Here is a 24,323-nt window from a genome sequence, read left to right as displayed (position 1 = left end):
GGCTATTGGTTCTGGGACTGGTACATCGATTCGATGCGGGTTACCGATGTGGACACCACTGCAAAGACGATAGCCGTCGAGCAAACAACGCCGTACGGGGTTGCGGAAGGCAAAAGGTATTATGTGTTCAACCTGCTCGAAGAAATCGATATGCCCGGGGAATGGTTCCTTGATAGAACGAGCGGCATCCTGTATTTGTACGCGCCTCATGACATTTCGCAGAGCGATATCCAGTTGTCCAGCCTGAATACGGCGCTAGTAAAGATGACGAATGCCAGCTATCTCCAATTGATCGGCCTTGATTTCGAGGAGACAAATCATCGGGCTATCGAAATGACAGGAAGCGATTCGATCTTAATCGCGGCCAGCAGGTTCCATAATATCGGCGCAACTGCCGTTGTGATCGAAAGCTCGCTCCATGTAGAAGTAGCCGACTCTGATTTCAGCAATATCGGCAAGGGGGGCGTCTATACGACGAATGTTGGATATCGGCCAACGCTGGCTCCCGCCAATATTGAAATCCGCAACAATGTATTCACACGATTCAGCACGGTGAACAAAACCTATTCTCCGGCAGTTTCCATTAGCGGGGTGGGCATTACCGTTCGGAACAACGTAATGAACGAAGCTCCTCACGAAGCCATTGGGATTAGCGGCAACGATAATGTCATTGAAAACAATGAAATCTATTCGGTTGTCAAACAATCCTCCGACGCCGGCGCCATTTACGGAGGACGCGACTATACGCACCAGGGCAATATCATTCGGAACAACCTGCTGCATGATATTTCCGGTTTGCAGGGCGCAGGCGGATATTCCATTTATCTGGATGACCAGCTGAGCGGCTTCCGCATAACGAGCAATATATTCTATAACACGAGTTCGGCAGTATTCATCCACGGCGGAAGGGATAACGTTGTTGACAGCAATATCGTAGCCAAATCGGTTAGAGCCACTTCTTCATCGATCAAGCTGCTCAACTTGAGCGGGGGAGCGGCCGGCCCGCTCGTTCAACCGCCTAACGGCACGTTGTATACGAGGTATATCGCCATGCCGGCAACTAGCGATCTGTGGACATCGCGGTTCCCAACACTGGCCAACCTGTTGGCCGACGAGCCCTATAAACCGAAATACAATACGTTTACCCGCAATGTCCTGTTTCAGACGAACGACATTTCCGTGCCGGATTCGGCGCTGCCTACAGGGACATTCACGGACAATGTGATGGTGACCGATGCAAGCTTGTTCGAAGATGCTGATAATAACAATTTCAACCCGGTGGGCAATTTCGGCATTAGCGGATTTACGGCGCCTGTGTACAGCGATATCGGGCTTAAGTTGAACGCTTATCGAACGTCTTTCCCGAAAATTGCGGATTTCAAGCTCATCTATCCGCAGAACAATGACATTGAGATTCCGGCTCACGGAATGACGCTGATGTGGGAGCCCGCAATCGGCGCAAACCGTTATAAGGTCACGGTAGCCACAGACAGCTCGCTCACCGACGTTATCTATGAGGGGGAAGCGCCTGAAAATTACTTGAAGCTGGACAATCTGGAATACGGCGCCAAGGACTATTATTGGCAGGTTCTGGCGATCAGCGACTCGGCGTTATATCCGGATAGCAAGGTTAATGATTTGGGCACAGCTCAGTTTACGACTGCCATGAACGAAGTGACCGACAACTACGAGCTTATGAACAAAGCTGCAGAAGCGGCAAGTCTGCATGCGGCTTCGGTTGAAGGCTCCGAGCCCGGTCAGTTCCCGGAAGAAGCATTGACGGAGCTTCAACTGGCGATTGCCAGTGCCAACGCAGTAATCCATGATGCTAACGCTACGCAGGACGATATCGATTCTGCCCTGGCAGCGCTTGTGCAAAGCGTGACGGCATTTAAGAGAAAGCAGGTTCAGGGCGTAGTCGATCTGGAACAATTATTGACGAACAGATCCAACTGGGCAGCCGACAATCCCAACTACTTCTCCACTACGCCCGAAGGCGGATTGACGTTCTCTCCGTCAGGCAATGGTTTTGCGGGCTACAATTTAAAGGTGCCCAATTATGCGATCTGGAGCTTCAAAGCGGGATTTGATTTCACGGATAACATGTGGCAAGGATTTTCGCTTCGGTCGCAAAGTATATCGGCAGCTCCCTGGACCACGACCAGTTATTTATTCGTTGCAAAGAATAACGCGTTTGAATTGCAGCGTTTCGGACCAACCGGTGCGTTTCCGGAAGGGGTCCTCACCGTGCCCAATACTTTGGTGTCATCCGGTACAGAACATTCCGTTCAGTTTGGAGCGCTGGATGTGGACGATGGCGTTCGTCTGATTGTCAAGATTGACGGAACAACCATCTTTGACTATCTGGATACAAACGGCTACATCACGGATGAAGGCTACTTTGGCATTATTTCCACTGGATCGGCCGTATTGACCTTAAATCCGTATGGAGACCCGGACGATAATGAGGAGCCTACAGCGACGTTAGTGTCCATTCAAGCGCCGTCTGCCATTACAGGCGTAGAACATGGAACAGCCAAGACGGCGGCAGCGCTTGGGCTGCCTTCCACCGTTGAGCTGGCAACCGATGCCGGAAGCGTGAATGCCGATGTAACCTGGGATGTAGAAGCTGCAAGCTATGATCCGGCATTGACGGCCGCGCAGACCTTCACGGTAGATGGAACCGTTACCATGCCGGATGGGGTTGCCAATCCGAACGGGATCGCAAGGACGACAACCATCAGCGTAACCGTCGATGCAGCCGCAACATCGTTGTCTGCGGTATTGTCGGGTGATGACACGGTTAATGCCGGCACCTCCTTTACGATGACATACGGATTGCGGCATATAACCGACGCGGTTTACGCTCAGGGTTTGACGATCCAGTACGATCCGGCGAAGGTGGAATTTGTGTCCGCGACAGCGCTGACAGGCCAGATCACCATCCTGCAGGCGGAAGATGACGAAGCAGGCGAAGTCCAACTGATTATCGCCAGCTTGGGCAATGAGAACGGCATCGCGGCGGATGGCGATCTGGTGACGTTGGCTTGGCAGGCCAAGTCGCTGGAAGCTGCCGCGGCAACGAACATTGCGATGACGAACGCAACGGTTGGCGACGGCGAAAATGCTGATATCCAGTTGCAAGACGTGCCGTTCAACTTCAGCATCAGCGTGGCGGATATCGGGCACGCGGCGGAAGACCTGAACGGGGACGGCACGATTGCCATAGGCGACTTGGCGATCGTGGCCAGATCCTATGGCAAAACATCCTCTGATGCTAACTGGTCCGCAATCAAGATCGCCGATCTGAACAATGACGGACAGATCGACATCGTCGACTTGTCGCTGGTAGCAGTCAAGCTTCTCAGATAACAACCTGATTCCAAATAGAATGGCAGATAGGTATACAGAGGATGGCAGTGCTGCCATCCTCTATCCGTCAGAAGAGGAGCATGCAAGGATGCCGCGAAAACGATTGGTTCTCGGATTGTCTATGCTATTGTTGTTGGTCTTGCTGCCTCAGGCTGCGTTAGCGGCGGCGGATCCGGTTTATTCCCTGTCGATTTCGAATAGGAAACCTGCCGCAAATGATGATATTACCGTTGTCGTGCAGGGAAAACATCTTAACGACGTATACGGATACGAAGTGAATATCGTTTATGATCCCGACAAGCTGACCTACCGGCGCGCGAAGGCCCCTTCAGACGGTTACGGCTTTACGGCTGGGGAAACCTCGAAAGGACATATCCGGTACGCCTATACAAAGATCGGCAAAGTTCCCGGCGACAGCGGCAACATGACATTGGTTACGTTAACGTTCACCGCGCGGGGAGCCGGATCTGCCGCCATAGAAATCGCGGATGTGAAGCTCGTGGACAGCCGCATGGCATCCACAGCGCAAACGGTTGGCGTTCAGGCAACGGTTGCGATTGATGACGCCCTCGCCCCATTAAAGTTTACCGATCTTCCCCAGACCCACTGGGCGTATTTAGCGATCAGAGAACTGGTAGCGAAGCAAATTGTCTCGGGCACCAGCGCAACAACATTCGAACCGAACCGCGCCACGACCCGTGCGGAATTTACCATGTTGCTGGTGAACGCATTGCAGCTTTCCGGCGAGGCTAAGATAGCATTCACGGATATCAAGCCATCGGATTGGTTCGCCGCTGCGGTCGCCAAAGCGCATAAAGTAGGCCTGGTGAACGGGAAGAGCGCAATACGGTTCGATCCGGGCGGGAAGATTACTCGCGAAGAGATGGTTGTCATGCTGATGCGCGCCTACGCCATCATGTACGGCAAAGAGCCAGGCGTCTATTCGGCCACCCGCTTCGCCGATATAAATGAGGTTTCAGCCTGGGCGTTCAACTCGGTAAGCGCAGCGGCGGAGCTTCAACTGATCAAAGGCCGGACGGCTGCCCAATTCGTTCCGAAGGGCATTTCCTCGCGCGCCGAAGCCGCGCAAGTGATTTATAATCTGTTGACGACGGAATAAAGATGATGGGAATACGGAAGGGAGTTGTCATATGACAACAACTACGAGCAGCGATTATACATTGACACTCAAACAGCCCAAACCCTACCAGGTTATTCAAAGATATGGATATGATCCAATGAAATCCTATGCCAATCATCCGGGAGGTCCACTATCAGGACAGGGCACCGTAATTATTTCCGGCAATATTTCCTGTAGTTTGGAAATGGCTCAGTTGGAGGCAAGGACAGTGCTTATGCAGGATGCTTATGGAGAAGCGGTCGACTGGATGAAAATGGAGGTGGAGTGGCGAGCTTCGACATTTCAAACAACGTTAAAGGTTCCCGCCGGGGGTTGGTATAGATTGGAGCTTCGTCTCACCGACAAATCGGGCGATATCATGATTGAATCCTCTGTTGAACCTATAGGCGTAGGAGAGGTTTTTGTCATTGCGGGTCAGTCGTATGCCGAGAATTGCAATGATGAATATCTCCAGATCCAAGATCCGGAAGGGAGAATCAGCTGTTATGATTCCATCGCCGGGGATTGGAGAATAGCCCATGATCCGCAACCTGGCGTTAGAATACGCGATATCCATGACACAAGACTCAAGGGGACGATTTGGCCGGCGGCGATGAATCATCTGCTTCCGTTGCTCCGGGTTCCGATCGGAATGGTTAATGTCGCTGTCAGTTCTACAGCCTCCCGGCAGTGGATGCCGGGCGAACGATTATATCGTCAACTTCTCCATGCCGGGAAATCGGTCGGGGATTTCAGAGCGTTGCTCTGGCAGCAGGGAGAATCGGATGTTATTGAAGCGACGCCAACAGATGTTTATATAAGCAGATTAATTGCGATCAAAACCGAATTGGAACGGCAATGGGAGCATTCTTTCCTCTGGATGCCAGCCAAATCTACCTTGCATCCAGAGGTTTATTCGAAACCTCTTGAAGAAGGATGGATTCGCGAAGCCATTCATGAATTGTGGGATACAGCAGGCTTCGCGCCGGGGCCGGATACGGATATTCTTGGGGGGATCGGCATTCATCGCGCGGTTACGGCCAACAGCCAACATTTTACCCTATTGGGGCAACAGCAGGCTGGCATGCTTTGGTGTATCTCCATTTGGAACATGCTTCAAAGAATATAAATTGGCTCGTGTTCTCGGGAAAGGAGAAGGACAAATATGAAGGCTGCGTACATAAAAGCGCCGTTTGAATTTGAGCTTCGGGAAGTGGAGCTGCGGGAATTGGCAGCGGATGAGGTGCTCGTAAAAGTAAAAGCATGCGGGATTTGCGGCACGGACTTGACGAGCGCCGCAGTCGGCGCATCCGATTGGGAGCCTGTCGGGCATGAGATTGCGGGGATCGTGGAGAAGGTGGGCAGTCGCGTCGAGCATACCAAGATCGGGGATACTGTCGCACTGGAGACGGGGACCAGTTGCCGTACTTGCGACAAATGCCGCAACGGCCGCTCCGATCTCTGTAATAAGGGCCCGAACTTTTGGCTGAAAGGCTCAATGGGATTTGCTGAATATATCATTGTTCCCATGGCATGCGTGGTTCCCTATAGCGGACTGTCGTTCGAGCAGGCTTCCTTGCTGGAGCCGCTGGGTGTCGCGCTTGACCTGGTGTATACAGCGGATGTGAAACTGAATGATGATGTGTTGATCGTGGGCTTAGGTCCGATCGGATTGATGGCGTTGCGGCTGGCGAGAGCTATGGGGGCCAGGAAAATCTATGCCGCTGCCCGATCGCATTCAACCCGAAGAATCGAATTGGCCAAGCAATGGGGAGCAGACGAGATCATCTATACGGATCAAGTCTCCCTGGAGCAGTATCCTTATGCGGATGGCGGTGTCGATCGGGTCCTGGTAACCGCTCCGCCTGCGGCGATTCCACCGGCGCTGCGTACGTTGAAGGTGGGAGGGATCGCAGCCTTTCTGGGCATTGAATACGGAGCCGGAGCGAGCATCACCTTTGATGCCAACGAATTTCATTTCAAGAAGCTTCAGCTGCGAGCCTCGCATGCTTCGCCGGCGCTTTATTTCCCAAGATGTGTGGAGCTGCTGCGATCGGGAGTTATTGACGGACAGGCGCTGATCAGCCACACCTTCAGTCTGGAGCAATTTCCCGAGGCGATGGGGTTGCTGCGGGCGGACAAGGAATCGACAGTCAAGATGGTAATGGTCAATGCGTAATCCGACTGCTGGACATAAAGGGATAAGAAGAGGAGAAAACGGGTATGAAACCTAAGTTTGGAATCGTTGGTTGCGGAAATATATCGAGGTTTCATTTTGAAGGCTTGAGAAGAGCCGGCGCGGATATCATTCACATCTCGGATATCCATGAATCGGCGGCCAGGCCCTATGTCGAGACTTTTGGCGCGGCTTACTCCGCCGATTATCGCGAGCTCATCGCCAATCCGGAGGTGACAGTTGTCAGCGTCCTTACCAGCGCCAAGTTTCACAGGGAGATTTGTCTGGCGGCGCTGGCTGCGGGCAAGGACGTGATCTGTGAGAAAACGATGGCGAATGACGCGGATGAAGCAGAGGAAATCGTTCGTGTCGCGGAAGCCTCGGGGCAGTTATTTTTCACTTCGTATATGAAACGTTTTTTTCCGGCTGTACAGCAAGCGAAGGCATTGTTGCCCCGATTGGGCCGATTGTTCAGCGCTCAGGTGCGCGCCTATCAGAAATGGGATGGACAGTTTTACGAGCATACGGATGGTTCGGAGCACCAATGGGTGCTTGATGGCTACGGCGGTGCGGTAGTGAAATGCGCAGGCAGCCATATGATCGATATGACCTTGCATTTGTTAGGCAGGCCGAAGAGCTTGTATGCCAACGTAGATTTTATCCCGGGTACGCAGATTGATCGCAAAGCAACGGCGTTGTTTGAATACGCCGATGGACTCGTGGCCAGCTACGAGACGGCGATTCATCCGCTCGACAAGATCGGCTACGAACGCAACGGATGGGATGAATGCATGGAGGTCAATGGGACGAAAGGGCGGATTCAGCTATACACGGCGAAATGGGATGAGTCGGAGCACCGCGCGGCCCTGCTCGTTCACTATGACAATGAAAGCGGGACATCGACCGAATATCGGTATGATGCCATCGATCCGTTCCATGTCGAAATGCTTTACTTTTACGATTGCTTAATTCAAAGAAAGCAAGGGGCTCCCAACCAGACCGATGGTTTCAATGTGGATGTCATCATTGCTGCGATCATGGAGTCCTCGCGCCGCAGAGCGTCCGTGGATCTGGATTGGCGCGGCCGGTAAGCTTGAGCCAGGCTGAGCGAATTGACTAGAATAACGGGATTTCCGGAATAAGGAGCGCGGGCAACGATGAGCTATGGCGAGATACTGAACATAAGCGTGGAGAAAACAAGGAGAAATATGAGAGAGATGGGAAACGAATGGCGGGAATTTCCGTTGAAGTCTTGCTTCGACGGACGTTACTTTTCCGATGCGCAGCAGCCGGGCAGACCGCTCAGCCATGTGTTCTGCTGGACGCAAGGTTTTTTCGCCGGAATGGCAGGCATCTCTTATGCGATTACGAAGGATGAAGCGTTTCTGAATTGGCTCCGCACCGGCTACGATTATTTTTACAACAAGGTCAACCGCGATTCACTGGAAACGATGCATGACCTGGGGTTTCTGTATTCTCCATACAGCGTGTTCCTGTATCGGCAGACCGGCGAAACGCGAATGAAGGAGCTGAGCGTCAAAGCGGCCGATGAATTAATCAAGCGATACGTTCCGAACGGCCACTACATCCAGGCTTGGGGCAGAATGAACAATCGAACGCCGGATTATGTGGACGATGAGCTGGCGAAAAATCATTTTTTTACGCAAAGCAAAGGGCTCGCCATCATCGACTGTATGATGAATTTGCCGCTGCTGTTCTGGGCCAGCCGGGAAACCGGACATCCCGTCTACGCGAATATTGCCACGGAGCATATCCGGACGACGATACAGTATTTCATCAGAGAGGATGGTTCGGTCAATCACGCGTATCGCTTCTCGGTGCTTGATGGGGCGCCTGTTCAGCCGGAAAATTACTGCGGCTACGCCACCGATTCCTGGTGGGCGAGAGGTGCGGCCTGGGCCATCTACGGCTTGGCCATCGCTTACGAGTATACGCGGGTGCCCGAATATCTCGCGCTTGCGGAGCAGCTGGCGCTTCGGTTTGCGGAGCAGGCGGGCGAAGAAGGCGTGCCGGTATGGGATTTCCGCCTGCCCGAGGCAACGCCGGCGATTGCATCCGAGAACCGATCCGCCTTCCCTTGGGATCCTTCCGATCTCAGTAATCTGGCATACAACAAGGATACGTCCGCGGCGGCCATCGTTGTGTGCGCCATCCAGAGGATGAGCAAACACGGGGAGAATGCGGCGCTCGAACGTTACAAGAGGGCGGCGCTAGATTCGCTGGCGCATCTTTACTTCAATCCCGACAAAGGGGTGAACGGTTTGCTGACGCATTCCAACGGAAGGATGGAATATACGAGTTACGGCGATTATTTCTTTATGGAAGCTTTGGCGCATGAGACTCACGGTCTGGATACGTGCTGGTAATCTAGCGAATATAGAGAATCATTGAAACTATGGAAGAAGACATGAGTATGGAGATGTCAGCAGTGATACCATTAACGAAGTCATATGATAATTCATATACAAACCACAAAAAGGCCGGCATCTGACCAAACGTGTATGATTATTCATACACAATCCACCAAATAGGCTGGCATCTGGCCAAACGTGTATGATTATTCATACACAATCCACCAAATAGGCTGGCAACTGGCCAAACGTGTATGATAATTCATACACAAACCACAAAAAGGCCGGCATCTGGCCAAACGTGTATGATAATTCATATACAATTCACCAAACAGGCCGCACCTGGCAAAATGGCTTTCCAAAGTCAGTGAAAACGGAATGCTGGACGCCCCGTTTTGGTGGAATGTTAAGTGGCAGGCATCCAGCTCGCCACTTTCTAGAAAAAGCAGGAACACAATAGTTGGACGGAAAAACATTGCGTTTTTTCCGCCCAACTTTTTATTTTTTGAGACTTATTGGACAGCCCCACTCTATTCCAGGGACAAAAGCCCCTACTCCTTCACCGCCCCCAGCACGATCCCCTTGACGAAGAAACGTTGCAGCAGCGGATATACCGCGAGAATCGGCAGCATGGCGATGAAGATTTGCGCCGCCTTGACGCTGCGGTTGGACATCATCTCCAGATCTTCCGGCGTAATGCCGGTTTTGCTGAAGTCCTGTACGACGACGATCGTTTGCAGCAGCGTGGCGAGCGGCCATTGCTCCTGCGACCTCATATAGAGCATGCCGTCGAACCAGCTGTTCCAGTGCCCCACCATCGTAAAGAGCGAGATCGTCGCAATCGCGGGCAGCGAGATGGGCAGATACACCGAGAACAGAATGCGGAACGAGGTCGCTCCGTCCACGATGGCCGCCTCATCCAATTCCTTGGGCAGCGCCCGGAAGAAATTCATCATCAAAATCATATTCCAAACGTTGACGAGCCCCGGCAGAATAAGCACCCAGAACGAATTGACGAGTCCGACCTTCTGCACAAGCAAGTAGTTGGGCACGAGACCAGCGTCAAAAATCATGATGAATAGGAAAAACCAGACATAAAGCGCGCGGACTCGGAACTCCGCGGAGTTCCGGGATAGAGAGAAGGCGGCCATGATCGTCACGATCATGCCAAGCGTGGTACCCGTTATCGCGCGCCAAATCGACGTGATAATGGCGTTGCCGAAGTTATCATTTTCGAACGTTTTGGTGTAACTCTCGAAGTTGAAGTCGATCGGGAAGAAGGTAACCAGATTTGCTTCGGCCGCAGACTTCCCGCTCAGGGACACGGCGAAGATGTGGATCATCGGCAGGATGCACAAAATCGAAATCCCGATGAGCAGAGCCAGATTGATGTAATAAAACACTCTGTACGATGGATCTTTGTAATACATAGCAGGTCTACCTCCGTCGTTGGGTTGTTAAAGGGGTTGTTCAAAAAGTCCGCTTCCCATCACGAAGTATGCCAAGAAGCGTATTCGACATCGAATCTTGAATTCAGACGAAACTTCCGGTGCTCACGTAGCTTCCACTACGCTCCGCTCCTCAGTTTCTACCTTCATCCAATCTTCTCGGTGCTAAAAACCGAACTTTTTGAACTCGCACTTTATGAGGTTGTTCAAAATGTCCGGCTGCGATTTTAGAAAATGCGGTAATTGGCCCACTTGTAAGCGACATAATAGCCGCCGCTGATAAGAATGAAGCCGACCAGCGATTTGAACAAGCCGACCGTGGTGGCGAGACTGTATTGTCCGTCCTGGAAGGAGCGGAATACGAACGTGTCGATAATGTCGCCTTTGCCGAGCACGAGCGGATTGATGAGATTATAGATTTGGTCGAAGTTGGCGCTAAGCATGCTGCCCAGCGAAAGCGTGAACACGACGACCATGATCGGAAGCAGCGACGGCAGCGTAATGTTGATCGTCTGCTGCAGTCTGCCGGCGCCGTCAATCTCCGCCGCTTCGTACAGATCCGGGTTGATGCCGGATAACGCCGCAAGGAACACGATGGCCGAGAAACCGAATTCCTTCCACAGATCGCTGACGATAACCGTGACGCGGAACCAGTCTCCGTCGCCAAGGAACATAACAGGCTTTATGTTCAACGTTGTGAGCAGACGATTTACGATACCGTCGAGCGATAACAAGTCGAGCAAAATACCGCCCAGAATAACCCAGGACATAAAGTGGGGCAAATAAACCATCGTTTGGATGGAGCGTTTCAGCCCCATATTGCGAACCTCGTTTAGCAGCAGGGCGAACAGGACCGGCACGGCCAAGCCGAAAATGATTTTCAGCACGGAGATGATCAGCGTGTTCCAGATGACCTGGACGGTGCCGTTTAAGGTGAACATAAGCTCGAAGTTGTCCCAGCCGATCCAGGGCGAGCCGCCTATGCCCAGCCAAGGCTTGAAGTCCTGGAAGGCCATGACGATGCCCGGCATGGGCGCGTATTTGAACACAAGCGCGATTAAGACGGCGGGAAGCAGCAGCAGATGCAGCCTCCAGGTTTTGCGGAATGGCATTTTTGAACGCAGCGCGGTTGACGATCGGCCGGTTGATGCTATAATGTCGTTATTCTTCATAAGGCTTCCTCCTGAATGTGATGGTCGGGAAGGCGAACGTAGCGTAATACCGTGCCTGGCATTGGCGGATGTTGGCCGTCTGTCTGGGAAAATTGTATGGCATCCGCCAATCGATGTATAGAACACATCTTAAAGGTGGCTGTCAATATATTAAGGGGGACCCCGCGTGAAACGGAGCAGGCCGATCTTTATCAAGATGACCGGCGTCATACTTATTCTGCTAATTCCGGCCGTCATTCTTTACACCTACTTCAGCACGACAAGCATCCAGGTGATCGACAAGCAGATGAAAGCGTACAAGGAGAGCCAACTGCTCTTCCTCAAGAGTCAGATCGAGTCCAATGTCGAACGATTGTCGTTATCCTCGAACGTGCTGGCGCGGGATTCCTCGATTCTGGATCTGCATATCAGCATGCTGACAAAGGATTATTACCGCATGATCGAATACCAGTCGCTGGTCAAAGAGAAGCTGTATCTCCAAAGCTTCTCCAGCCACTGGTCGAACGAGCTGTCCGTCTATCTGCCGAGCTCCGAGAGCCGAATCTCCACGAGTCCGAACGGCGCCTACGATCCCAAGCTGCTGGAGCTGTCGGAGAACGGCGTGTGGCGCTTCCATGACGGCGGCGATTCCAGAGCAGCCTATTATCAAATGCTGATCTGGGATCCTTACCTGTCGAAGAGCGATCCCGATTCCGTCAACGCCGTGTTCGAGGTGCGTTTCGATCTCGACAACGTGCGGGAGATGCTCGAGCACTACAATGCGGAAAGCGCCGGCCACAACTTCCTGTTGACCGCGTCCGGCCAGACGTTTTCGGTCGACAAAGGCGGCGATGCGATGTACGCGGAGCTTGGCGCGAGCTTGCTTGCGGAAGGGCTAAACGACATCGGCAACGCCGATCGGACGGTGGACGGCAAGCGTACTTATTTGAGCTATGCGTATTTGCCCCAGTTGGACGCCTGGCTGGTCGATTACGTTCCGCTCGAACAATTTCACGCGCCGGTCATCGACAGCCGCAATCTGTTCTACGTCAGCATGCTTCTGTTAATCGCTCTCGGGTTAGCCGCATCTTATTTGCTATATTTGCATGTGCAGAAGCCGTTGTCGCTCCTCATTCGGGGTTTGAAGCAGTTCGAGATCGGCGATTACGGCTTCCGCATCGGTCAGAAATTCCATAACGAATTCGACTACATGATGCACCGGTTCAACGATATGGGACGCGAGATTCAGCATTTGGTCCATAACGTCTACGAAGAGCAGAACCGTTCGCGCCTCGCGACGCTCAAGCAGCTGCAATCGCAGATCAACCCGCATTTTTTGTACAATTGCCTGTCGTTTATCGCGGCTAGCGCCAAGGCGGGCCAGACGGCCGTAATCAAGGAGATGGCCTATCATCTGGGCGGTTATTACAGGTATACCACCCGCGTCGAGAATCAGAAGGCCACCCTCAAGGAAGAGGTGGATCTGGTTCGGCATTATTTGCAGATTTATACATACAGGCTGGAAAGAATCGCTTACGAGATCGACATCCCGGGCGAGATGCTTCACGAGAATGTGATGCGGCTTATTCTTCAGCCCGTCGTCGAGAATGCCATTATGCACGGCGTGGAGCCGAAGCCGGGGCAAGGAGTTGTGCGAATAACGGGAACAATGGCGGACGGCTGGAACGAATTGACCGTGGAAGACAGCGGAGACGGCATGTCCGACGACGAAATGAAGGCGCTTGCGGGGCGGCTGGAGCTCCCGATGGACGACGTTTCGGGCTGCGGGATGTGGAACGTGCATCAGCGGCTCAAGCATCGATACGGCACGGGAGCCGGCGTATCGCTTGCGCATTCGGACGCGCTCACAGGACTCCGAGTGTCCTTGAAGTGGCGGAGCGAAGAAGGGGAGACGGAGAAGAGGAGAGTGGGTTATGAGTCAGCTGTTGTTAGTGGATGACGAGCCGATGATTGTAGGCAGCATGGTGGCGAACGACTGGGCAAGCATTGGCATTGAGGGTGTTCATAAGGCGGGATCCGGGCTGGAGGCTATCGGAATATTGGCCTCCACTCCGATCGACATTGTCGTGACGGACATTCGGATGCCCGGCATGGACGGCTTGCAGCTATGCAAACATATTCAAGAGCATTATCCCCGGACCAAATGCATTTTGCTGTCGGGATACGGCGAGTTCGAATATGCGCGGAAGGCGATCGCTTACGGGACGGCCAACTACCTGCTCAAGCCGGTGAAGGATGAGGAGCTGATGGACGAGGTGGGGCGCCTAAGGGAGCTGCTGGAGCGGGATTGGGAGGAGATGGATTCCGTTCAGCGGGCGCGACATACGCTGCGAGTCCATCTGCCCATGCTGAAGGCCAATCTGTTAAACGATCTGTTGTCGGGCATTCGGTTGCCGAACGCGCTTCTCGCCGAGCGGATGAACGAATACGGGCTGAACTTCTCTACAGGCCGGCATGCCTCCATGCTGATCGTTCGGATCGACGAGTCGGAATCCGCGATCCCCGATCCGTTGTTGCTTGAATATGCCGTGCGCAACATTGCAGGCGAAATTCTGGAAGCGGAATTCGAGGTTTGGGGGAGCAAGGATTCCTTTGGGTATCTGTGTTACCTGCTTCAGGAGAAATCGGACGGTACATTGGAGAATGAGGCTGCCATGAGGCTGGAAAATTTATCCGGACAACTGGTAGCCGAAGTGGGGAAATTCCTTCGCGGGACCGTCACGGCGCTGGTTGGCGAGCCCCGTCTGTTCCCTCTGGAGATCGTGGACCAGTACCGCAAATCGTTAAACGGGTTTCGAAAGGTTCCCCGCAGCGAACAAGGTATCGTCATCCTGGAGAGAGACAGCCGCTCGCAATACCGTTCTCTGGATTCCCTCTATGCGCCGCCAGGCTTTCAGGGGCTGTTCGAGGCGGGCCGTTGGCAAGATGCGCGCTCGAAGCTTGCCGAACTGGAGAAGGAGATGCGCGAGAAAAAGCTGGATACGGAGGAGCATGTGACGGAGGTCGCGTACGCGCTCATGAACGCCTTCTTGTACACGGCCCACTTGCAAGGGAAGACGCTTTTGGAGCTGACCGGCTTCGAGGCCGACATTCTCTCGGAGCAGGGCCTGTTCACACGTCTCGACGGGGTGTTGGAATGGGCGGACATGGCGCTTCGAAGCTTGGAGACCGCCACCGTAAAAGAAGTCAAAGACGGCAAGGGCACGCTTATCCCGAATATTCACCGCTTTATCGAAAGCCGCATTGCGGGCGATGTGTCCCTGCAGGCGATTGCCGATCATGTCGGCCTTCACCCGGCTTACTTGTCCTCGCTCTACAAGCAGGAGACAAAGGAGAATATCAGCGACTTTATTATGCGATACCGGATGGAGAAAGCAAGCGTGCTGCTCCGCACGACGGACATTCGCATCTACGAGCTGTCGGGTCAGCTGGGCTTCCAGAATCCGCCTTACTTCAGCAAGCTGTTTAAATATTATTACGGCGTAACGCCCCAGGATTACCGTGAGCGCAATGGGACGTGAACCTTAACAATTTGTTATACGATCTTAAAACTTTATCTCTTACCCGGCTGAAAACGCTGTAATAAGATTAGGTTGCATCTCAATACAGCAGATTCAAGGGAGGTTCAGGCAGACACATGGCCAAAAAATCAATGTTACTTATGCTCGCGGCAATCATGATGATTACCCTGCTGGCGGCTTGCTCGTCGAACTCGAACAACGGGGGACAAGGAAGCGGCGCTGCGAGCAGTCCGACTGGAAGCGCGGAGGCTTCACAATCCCCTGCCCCATCGGAGGACTCCAACGCCGAGGCGATCCGCAACGGGACGCACAAGTTCGATCCGCCCGTTACGATCACGACGGTCAAAGCGACGGACGGCACCTTCAAGTTCAAGAACGGAGAGAATCTGGAAAACAACGTTCACACGAAGTGGGCGTTGGAGGAACTGGGCATTCAGCTCAAAAACCTCTGGGAGTCGCCCGGCGACCAATTTGCAACGAAGGTTCGCCTCATGCTCACGTCCAAGGAGACGCTGCCGGACGTGCTGATGACAGAGGATATGGCGCTTATTAACGAGCTTATCCAGTCGGGCCATTATCGCGATATTACGGACGATTTCGAGAAGTACGCCTCCGATGGCATGAAAGAGCTGTACAGCTCTCATCCGCTCATGTGGAGCCAAGTGACGCACGAAGGCAAAAAGATGGCGCTGCCGAACTTCGCGCATGCCGGCAACGATAACGCGGTCATGTGGATTCGTCAGGACTGGCTAGACGAGCTGGGGCTGAAGGCGCCTGCGACGTTTGAGGAACTGGAGACGGTTATGCAGACCTTCCTCGACAAGAAACCTGGCGGTACCAATAACTTGATTCCATTGGGACTCAGCCTGGGATCCGGCGGCAACAACCCGAACCCGTTCGCGGGCTGGCTCGGCGAGAGCACCTGGGTATTCGGGCCTTATGGAACGATCCCTTATCAGTGGCTGGAGAAGGAAGGAAAGCTCGTTCACGGCTCCACGCTGCCGGAGATGAAGGACGGTCTTGCCCGGTTAAACGATTGGTACAACAAGGGTTATATTTCGCAGGAAGCGGGACTGCATGACGAGAACAAGCTGGCCGAGCTGATCGGACAAGGCCGGGTAGGCATAGTCGTCGCTCCATATTGGCTGCCGAACTGGCCGATTCCGGATCTAAAGAAAAACGTGGAAGGCGCGGATATGCTGCCTTACCCGCTGCCGACGCTGAACGGCAAATCCGCGGCACGCGACACGACGTTTTTGCGCGGAGGCCTGCTGGTAAAAGAAGATTTCGATCATGTAGACGCTCTGTTCCTGTATTTAAACCGGATTTTCGGAAGAGTATCGCTTGAGCCGGGCAACGAATTCGAGAACGGCTGGTACAAGGACTATGATTACACGATTTTGGCTGACGGCAGTGTTTCGGTTGCGGAAGAGGATATTCCCGGCGGTAAGGTCGGCGTAGCCAAATATGTGCTTATTGATCTTAAGAATCCGTTCACGAACCTGGAAATGCTGGCGAATATCAGCAGAGGCGTGGAGCCGAAGACTTCGGCCGAAAAACGCGCGGCCATGACCAATCCAAGCACGCTGAAAGCGGCGGAAATCGTAGACGACGGCTGGAAAAACGGGTATGCCATCGCTCAGCAATTTACGGGCGCTCCAACCCCGGCGATGCAGTCGAAGAGCGGCATTCTCGTCAAACTTGAGGGAGACACGTTCATCAGCATGATCTACGGCAAAAAGCCGATCGACGACTTCGACAACTTCGTCAAGGAGTGGAAGAGCATCGGCGGCGAAGACATTACGAAGGAAGCCAACGAGTGGTATCAAAAGACAAAATAAGAGGAAGGCCCGCCGCGCGAAGCGGTGGGCTCCTTCTGAGAGAAGGGGATAACGCCATGGAAGGACGCCTTACGTTCGTTAAGCTGTCAACGATCGCCTTGCTTGCCATGGCCGTTTTAGCCAGCGCTGCGCTGCTGGTCAAGTCGTTATTCGCGGCGCCAGCCGCGGAAATCGTCGTGGCGACGGTCAATGGCGACGACATAACCGCCGAGGAGCTAGCTTATTTCGCGGGGCTTCATCGCGCTTCCGTCATTGAAACTTTCCTGGCGGAGGAGGTAGTGGTGATGGATAAACGATTCTGGCAGCGTGACATCAGGGGAGTTTCACCGATCGAGAAGTTGAGAGAGCTGGCTTTGGAGGATGCGGTTGCGATGAAGGCGGAGCTGCAGTTGGCGCATGAGCTGGGACTGACAAGCGACGTTTCCTATGCCTCCCTGCTTGAGGCGATGGAAAAGGAGAACGCGCGCAGGGCGAAAGCCGTCGCAAACGGTGAGCCGATTTATGGCCCGGCCAAGTTCGAGGAGCGGACGTTCATTGATTTTTACCGCGGCAAGCTGGCGACATTGTCGAAGGAAAGTTTGGCGGAGAGCGAGTTCGCGCCAATGGACGAGAGGGAGCTGGTTTCCTTTTACGAAAGGATAAGCACGATGTTGTCGCCAATGGCAAACAGTTTGACGTATGACAAAATCGCCATTACGTATCGTTATGACGGGAAAGACGGCGATAAACGTACGGAAGAGGCGTTCCGGATGGCAACGGTTATTCGAGAGCGACTATTGACAGGGGAAGCAGCAACGGAGGCCGTGTTGGCGGAGGCAGCTTTTCCGGCGGGGATGGCGGCAGCCTATGAGGAGAAGTTGGAGCTGAACGAATCCAATGCGTCGCGAATGTTCAAGTCGAACAACTCGCTGTATACTGCGTTGCAAGAGGCCTCGGAGGGGCAGCCGGTTACTTCCGTCATCGACGATCCAATAGCGGGCCAATATGTGATTGCACGCGTGACAGATTGGCAAGCTGCGGAGGTCCCCAAGTTCGAGGAGGTGCGGGACGTTGTCAGGAAACTATATGTGGAGGAGCGGTATTCGGCTTATATGCAATCCAGGGTAGAAGCGGCTGCCGTTCTTCTGCTGCCTGCCTATTACGAATCCAAGTTAGGTGTGGAGTAAACGAGAATTCCGCAAAATGAAAGCGGTTACTAATTTGGGCCGATAAGGCTCTATGACATAGGAGGACGGATCATGTTGCGAATAAAAAAGCTTGGATGGTTGAAGCTGCTGCTTGCGGCGGTCTTATTCTTGGCAATCGCGATACCTGCAGGAGATGCCGGAATAGTTGCGGCGGCTGAAACGGGGAATGTGTATTACGTGGATGCTACAGGAGGCGATGACGGGGCGGCGGGCACCAGCGAAGGGACTGCTTGGAAGTCGCTGAACAAGGTAAATGCCACGGTATTCCAGCCGGGAGACCGCATCCTGTTCAAAGCCGGCGGCGTCTGGAAAGGAACGCTGCATCCCAAAGGTTCGGGAGCTTCCGGCAATCCGATCGCGATAGACAAATACGGAGAAGGGCCGAAACCTCTAATTGCCGGCGACGGCGCGGACGCGGCAGTCTACTTCTACAGTCAGGAATATTGGGAAGTGCGCAATCTGGAAATTACGAATTATGCGAATACAGCCGGAGAACGCCGGGGCATCCATGTAGCCGGCCATAGCGGCGGTTGGAACAATCCCAAGGTGTACCGCCACTTCGTGTTCGAATATTTGGACATTCATAGCGTCAAAGGCAGCCTGGCCATGGATTACGCCCATAACGGAGGCATCATCGTCTGGGATCCAAGCTGGAATTACGTCGTCACGGACGTCGCGATCCGCAACAACCGGATCTATTCGCTGGACAGCGTGGGCATCTATCTAAACGGCGGCAGCAGGCCGTTCTCCTTCAACAACACGGTTGCCGACAATGTCATCTACGACATCGGCGGCGACGGCGCTTTTATCTTGAACACGACGAACGGCCTTATCGAACGCAACGTCGTATACGATACGCATAAACGATCGACGAGTTATCATGTGCCGCTCTGGTTTTTCGAATCCAGGGATTCCGTTATTCAGAACAACGAGGTGTTCAATACGTATCCGGGCGGCGACGCGATGGCGTACGATTCGGATTACAAAAGCGAAGGAACGATCATTCAGTACAACTACAGCCACAACAACGCCGGAGGCATGTCGCTAGCGGTCAATGACGGCACGCAGCCCGCGAACTTCAATCGGAACACTGTCATTCGCTACAATATTAGCCAAAACGATCTGGGCGCCGTGTTCAACTTCAGCGGAACGCCGGAGAATACGCATATTTACAACAATACCGTGTACATTCCGCCGAACTCCGGCACCAAGGTCGTCGACACGCTGAACTGGGGCGGCTGGGCGAAAAATACGACGTACAACAACAATCTGATCGTTAATCTGGGATCAGGCGGCTACAACTTCGGCTCCAGCACAAATAACGTGTTCGACAACAATCTGTTCTACGGCAATCATCCGCAGAACGTGCTTAATGCCGATGCCAACAAGATTGTGGGCGATCCGCTGCTTGCGGCTCCGGGCACGGGCCGAATCGGCAGGGATACGCTGGCGGGTTATCAGCTGCTGCAAGGTTCCCCCGCTATCGGCGCGGGAAAATTCATCGAGGGCAACGGCGGACTCGATTTCTACGGCAATCCGGTTCCGGCCGTCGGAAACCCGAACATCGGCGCTTACGAGGGACCGGGCATTCCCGTCGGAGAGATCCCTCCAGGGGCGGAGATCGAGAATCTGCTAGCCAATCCCGGCTTCGAAGACGGGGAGTTCGGCGGCTGGAGCAATACGTTTGGCGGCGCGGCCATCGTGGGTGATGGAGCTCGCAGCGGCGAATATGCCGCGGTCCTGAGCAACGCCGTATCGGGCATCGAGCAGACGGTGACCGTCAAGCCGAATACGATCTATAAGCTGTCGGGCTTCGCGAGAAGCGAAGGCGGCGGCTCCGCGGTCATCGGCGTAAAGAGCTACGGCAATCCCGCCAAGGACGTCCATGTTAGCGGTACCGGGTTCACGGGAAAAGAAGTCGTCTTTACGACCGGCGGCTCCAATACGACGGCCATTCTCTATCTTTACAAACAAGGCGGAACGGGCAGCGTGATTTTTGATGACATGCTGCTGTACGAATACGGAACGGTGTCGCCGCCCGCCGTGCCGCCGGCATTGCCGCCGGAACCGCTTCCGGGCAAACAAGATCTCTCTCGCTTCGCTATGTTGACCGCGAGCTCCAGCAATCCTCTTTATCCGCCGGCGCTGGCCGTGGATGGTTCGCTTGACGGAAGCAGCAGATGGATTACGCTTGCAGGTAGCCAAGCCCCGCATTGGCTGGAGCTGAGCTGGGAGGAAAGCTACGATATCGACCGCGTCCGTCTCTGGAGCGGCGCCGGAGCCGGATCCGAGGGATGGCAAATCCGCGATTACCAGATTCAGTACTGGGAAGACGGAGCATGGAAAGTTGCCGCATCGGTGACCGGTAATACGAAGGATGGCCGCACCGGCGCCCACAACGACCTGGCGTTTCCCGTTATCCATACCGACAAGATCAGACTTTGGGTAACGAAAGGCACGACAAACGCGCAGTCGAACGATAACGGAGCTCGCGTGTTCGAGATCCAAGTTTGGGAGCATGAACCGAACCCGGTTGAACCGGAAGTAACACCCGTATACGTCTTTGACGTGCAGGTTGGTTCCGAGAATCGGAGAACCATGCTCGATGCAGGGGCAACGCTCCTTATGTCGGCGGACGTAAAGCCGTTAAACGCGGATGACCGGACGGTAGCTTGGCGAGTCGAAGGTTTGGACGGCACGATAACGACGCTTGCCTCCATCGATGGAAACGGCTTGTTGACGGCCATGTCGCCTGGCGCCGTCAAAGTTGTGGCCGAAGCCAATGACGGCTCCGGCGTTAGAGGCGAGGCGATTATTCGCATCACGGAGCCGCAGCCCAATTCCAACATTGCGACAAATGCGAGCGTGACCGCAAGCTCCAGCCACGAAAGCGGCAATTTCCCGCCAACGTTTGCCGTAAACGGCATAAAACATGGAGGAGCCGATCGCTGGGTATCCGGCGCGGAAGGCCCGCACTGGCTTGAGCTGGCGTGGGATACGAAGCAGAAAGTGAACGGGGTCAGGCTCTGGAGCGGTCAGATCGACTCTCAAGGCATGCAGCTCGCCGATTTCGAGATTCAGTCATGGAACGGTACGGATTGGGTGACGGTTACGTCGGTTGTCGGCAACGAAGAGGATAATTACGTCGGCGAGTATGCCGATCTCCGCTTTGCGCCCGTGGAGACGAGCCGACTGAGACTGGCGATTACAAAAGGCAATCCGGCCACTGATGAACGTGCAAGATTGTTCGAAATCGAGGTTTACGGAGCAGCGGCTTCCGAGGAACCGGACTTGCTTCCGGCTGTTCAGTTGAGTGCTCCTGCGGAAGCCTATGCCCGTCAAACGATTAATTTGTCCGTCTCCGTTTCGGAGAGTACCTTTGACTACTCGACGATTAACGTAATCGCGACATACGATCCTCAGGTGTTCGTGTTCGATACGTTCGAAGCGGAGGACGGCTTGCTCGAGCTGGCCGGCACGGCGATTACTTCAACCCGAACGGGGCTGACCGTGCTAGGAACGGCCGTCAAGCCTGCGGAAGGTTTGATCAATATATTGCTTAGCGGAACCGGCGGTTCTCTTGCGGCGGAAGGCGAGTTGTTCCAGCTGCATGGCAGAGTGGCGGAGAATGCCCTCGTCGGTACGACAAATGTGTCATTGACGAAATTCGAAATCATCGGCGATGGCGGCGGAGAGTCTCATGCGATCCCGATTGATTCGGCAGTTGCGGCTGTCGAAGTTTCGGCAGCCGATCGTTCCGCGCTGGGAAGCGCGATCGCGGCTGCTCGTGAATTACATGTAGGCGCCGTCGAGGGTTCTTCGCCAGGACAATATCCAAGCGGCTCGAAAGGCGTATTGCTGCAAGCCGTTATGGCTGCCGAAGCCGTCTACGCGCAGACGGATGCCGCCCAACTTGCCGTAAATGAAGCATTGGCGACGTTGTCGGCTGCAGTTCAATTGTTTAAAAACGCCGTCGTTCAGCAGCCGTCCGTGAACAAAGAGGAGCTGCGTTCCGTTCTGGACCAAGCCCGTTCGCTGCTGGAACGTTCGTCGGCGGGGACGAAGGTCGGTCAATATCCGCAAGCCGCGGCTGATGCGCTGGGCGCGGCGATTGCGACCGCCGATTCGGTATACGACGACAGTCAGTCCCAGCAGTCGGTAAACGAAGCTGCCGCGCAACTGGAGCAAGCTGCATCCGTCTTCCGCGGCAGCCGGATTACGCTTGTAGCGGGCGAGTCGAACGTAACGCTAAAGACATTGTCGATCGTCGCGGGGTTCTTCGGGGTAACCGCTTCCGATGAAGGCTGGAGCGACATAGAGGCGGCAGACTTGCTGGATGAAGGGGAAATCACGATTCAATCGCTGGCAGCCATTGCACGCATGATTCTATCGGATTGGTTCCATGAACAATAAAGCAGGAGTGAACAGGCTTATGTCTCGGAAAAGCAGTTTGTTAATCATGGTGTTCATGCTACTCTGCCTGGCTATCGCGCCGGGGCGGCAGACATCGGCAAAGGAGGCGGACGGCTTCGAGCTGTCCGTCGCCGAAGCCGGAGATCGGATAGACGTTACCGTTACGTTAAACGATGCCAAGGACATGTATGCTTACGACCTTGTCCTGAAGTTTGATCCTGTAAGGCTGGCTTACGAAGATGCAAAGTTATCGCTTTCCGGCTTTGCCGTGAAACCGAAGTTGTCCCGCGGCGAGCTGCGGCTTGCCCATACCCGCGTCGGCGAGACGCCGGGCAGGAACGGAATGCTCGAGCTGGCGGTGGTAGGATTTCAGCGTATTAGAGGCGGCGATACCTATGTGAAGCTGGAATCGGTCAGGCTCGTAGACAGCAAGCTGGAAAAGGAGGAACTGGCGCCGAATTCAAGCATGATATTGAGGTCGAGCGTGGTGGCGAAGCTACCTGCCGATGTCGCCGGTCATTGGTCGGAGGAGGCGGTTCGCGAAGCGATGGAGCTTGGGTTCGCGACGGGTTTCGGTGACGGCACCTTCCGGCCCGACGAACCGGTGACAAGGCTGGAAGCTACTGTATTGCTAGGGAAGGCGCTGCTGGTATCAGAAGCGGGAGAGTCGGAGATAAGCTTCACGGATGTCGGGGTCATTCCGCTTTGGGGGTTGCCTTATGTGGGCGAGGCTGCCAGGTCGGGATGGCTGAACGGTTACGGGGACGGAACGTTCCGCGGCGGCAAGCCGATCGCAAGACAGGAATTCGCTACGATCATCGCCCGCGCGATGGATGCTTCCGCAACGGGCAATGCCGCCGTGTTGTCCGCTTTCGGGGACCGACACCTGCTGGCGCCTTGGGCCGCGGGTCCAACGGCGCTGGCGGTAGAGCGCGGCATACTGCAAGGACAGGGGGGCGGCCTCTTGAACCCGGCGGCCACGACGACTCGAGCAGAAGCGGTTACGATGATTTTGCGATTGTTGGCCTCGGGCGGCTGAGGGACCTGGATTTATGCATATGGATGCCATCAGCGTCTACTGGATTAACGGATGCCGCATCTACTGAGCTGATGCTAACGTGCGCTGGGAGCATCAACTGGGATGCTGCAGACGGACGCAGTCAGCGTCTATTGGACTAATGCTAACGGACGCCGTCAGCGTCCATAGTACACAATTGTGTAAAGGTCGGTCCTTTCGATCATTAGCGCCTATAGTCCGCATGCCTGTTGAAGGATGAAGCCTCTCTGGCAGCATTCATTTCGCAGTGGATTGTGCGGTGGATCCAACGCGTTGTTGTATCTTGCAACTGTTAAAGGGACTGTCCACTTACGTAAGACAGGGGGAACTTCCCCTGTTACGATGAAAGGACCTCCATCTCCACACTTGCGTGGAGACTGAGGTCCTTTTCATGGTGAAAGCCAGCTTTGTACGGGATCGTAAGAAAGGCTAAACAATCTAACAGACACGAGCGACGCTATTTGTCCGTTTTTCATCACATTCAAATTGTAACAGACAGGAAAGACGTTATTTGGGCGCAATGAAGCAATTGGGCGTATGGTAGATGCCAATAAGGTCGCGTTTGTCCGTTAGCTTTTAGAAACCCTATAAAATCGAAGATTAGCGTCGTTTAAGAGGCTGTCTATTCACTGTAGATAAGAACG

General features: G+C 54.1%; 14 protein-coding genes. 12 read left to right on the top strand and 2 right to left on the bottom strand.

Features of this window, described 5'->3' with window-relative positions; all coding sequences use genetic code 11:
- From B1748_RS35370 to B1748_RS35345, 6 genes are all read left to right on the top strand, one after another.
- Window positions 1-3,372 (top strand): cohesin domain-containing protein (locus tag B1748_RS35370; RefSeq protein ID WP_179215997.1); only part of this gene is annotated, 3,372 nt, incomplete at its 5' end.
- 88 nt (window positions 3,373-3,460) lie between these two features.
- Window positions 3,461-4,492, top strand: coding sequence for an S-layer homology domain-containing protein (locus B1748_RS35365; protein WP_179215996.1), 1,032 nt, complete (start codon window positions 3,461-3,463; stop codon window positions 4,490-4,492).
- Between the two features lie 31 nt (window positions 4,493-4,523).
- Window positions 4,524-5,621, top strand: coding sequence for a sialate O-acetylesterase (locus B1748_RS35360; RefSeq protein ID WP_087572670.1), 1,098 nt, complete (start codon window positions 4,524-4,526; stop codon window positions 5,619-5,621).
- A 36-nt stretch (window positions 5,622-5,657) separates the two neighbouring features.
- Entirely contained in the window at window positions 5,658-6,671 is a 1,014-nt protein-coding gene (locus B1748_RS35355; RefSeq protein ID WP_087572669.1) for a zinc-dependent alcohol dehydrogenase, read from the top strand.
- A 44-nt stretch (window positions 6,672-6,715) separates the two neighbouring features.
- Entirely contained in the window at window positions 6,716-7,759 is a 1,044-nt protein-coding gene (locus B1748_RS35350; protein WP_087572668.1) for a Gfo/Idh/MocA family protein, read from the top strand.
- Between the two features lie 126 nt (window positions 7,760-7,885).
- Window positions 7,886-9,055 (top strand): glycoside hydrolase family 88 protein, encoded by a 1,170-nt coding sequence (locus B1748_RS35345; protein ID WP_179215995.1) that lies wholly within the window; start codon window positions 7,886-7,888, stop codon window positions 9,053-9,055.
- 536 nt (window positions 9,056-9,591) lie between these two features.
- Here B1748_RS35345 and B1748_RS35340 read toward each other — a convergent pair.
- Together B1748_RS35340 and B1748_RS35335 are read right to left on the bottom strand one after the other, a co-directional pair.
- Window positions 9,592-10,470, bottom strand: coding sequence for a carbohydrate ABC transporter permease (locus B1748_RS35340; RefSeq protein ID WP_087572666.1), 879 nt, complete (start codon window positions 10,468-10,470; stop codon window positions 9,592-9,594).
- Between the two features lie 245 nt (window positions 10,471-10,715).
- On the bottom strand, window positions 10,716-11,600 hold the full coding sequence (locus tag B1748_RS35335; protein WP_256976141.1) for an ABC transporter permease: 885 nt from the start codon (window positions 11,598-11,600) through the stop codon (window positions 10,716-10,718).
- 226 nt (window positions 11,601-11,826) lie between these two features.
- Between B1748_RS35335 and B1748_RS35330 the strand changes: the two genes are divergently transcribed.
- The 6 genes from B1748_RS35330 to B1748_RS35305 all read left to right on the top strand — a co-directional run bounded on the left by B1748_RS35330 (window position 11,827) and on the right by B1748_RS35305 (window position 23,661).
- Entirely contained in the window at window positions 11,827-13,599 is a 1,773-nt protein-coding gene (locus B1748_RS35330) for a sensor histidine kinase (RefSeq protein ID WP_087572664.1), read from the top strand.
- On the top strand, window positions 13,574-15,181 hold the full coding sequence (locus B1748_RS35325) for a response regulator transcription factor (RefSeq protein ID WP_087572663.1): 1,608 nt from the start codon (window positions 13,574-13,576) through the stop codon (window positions 15,179-15,181). Before B1748_RS35330 ends, B1748_RS35325 begins: the two co-directional genes overlap by 26 nt.
- A 116-nt stretch (window positions 15,182-15,297) precedes the next feature.
- Window positions 15,298-17,022, top strand: coding sequence for a type 2 periplasmic-binding domain-containing protein (locus B1748_RS35320; RefSeq protein WP_087572662.1), 1,725 nt, complete (start codon window positions 15,298-15,300; stop codon window positions 17,020-17,022).
- A gap of 56 nt (window positions 17,023-17,078) precedes the next feature.
- Window positions 17,079-18,188, top strand: a complete 1,110-nt coding sequence (locus B1748_RS35315) for a hypothetical protein (protein WP_087572661.1) — start codon at window positions 17,079-17,081, stop codon at window positions 18,186-18,188.
- 72 nt (window positions 18,189-18,260) lie between these two features.
- Window positions 18,261-22,622, top strand: a complete 4,362-nt coding sequence (locus B1748_RS35310) for a galactose-binding domain-containing protein (RefSeq protein ID WP_087572660.1) — start codon at window positions 18,261-18,263, stop codon at window positions 22,620-22,622.
- Window positions 22,623-22,641: 19 nt separating this feature from the next.
- Window positions 22,642-23,661 (top strand): S-layer homology domain-containing protein, encoded by a 1,020-nt coding sequence (locus B1748_RS35305; protein ID WP_179215994.1) that lies wholly within the window; start codon window positions 22,642-22,644, stop codon window positions 23,659-23,661.
- Window positions 23,662-24,323: the final 662 nt, after the last annotated feature.

Origin of the sequence: Paenibacillus sp. MY03, assembly GCF_002165585.1 — a bacterium.
Classification (GTDB): Bacteria; Bacillota; Bacilli; order Paenibacillales; family Paenibacillaceae; genus Pristimantibacillus; species Pristimantibacillus agaridevorans.
The sequence above is the reverse complement of the archived record's forward strand: the minus strand, read 5'-3'. Positions and strand labels throughout refer to the sequence as shown.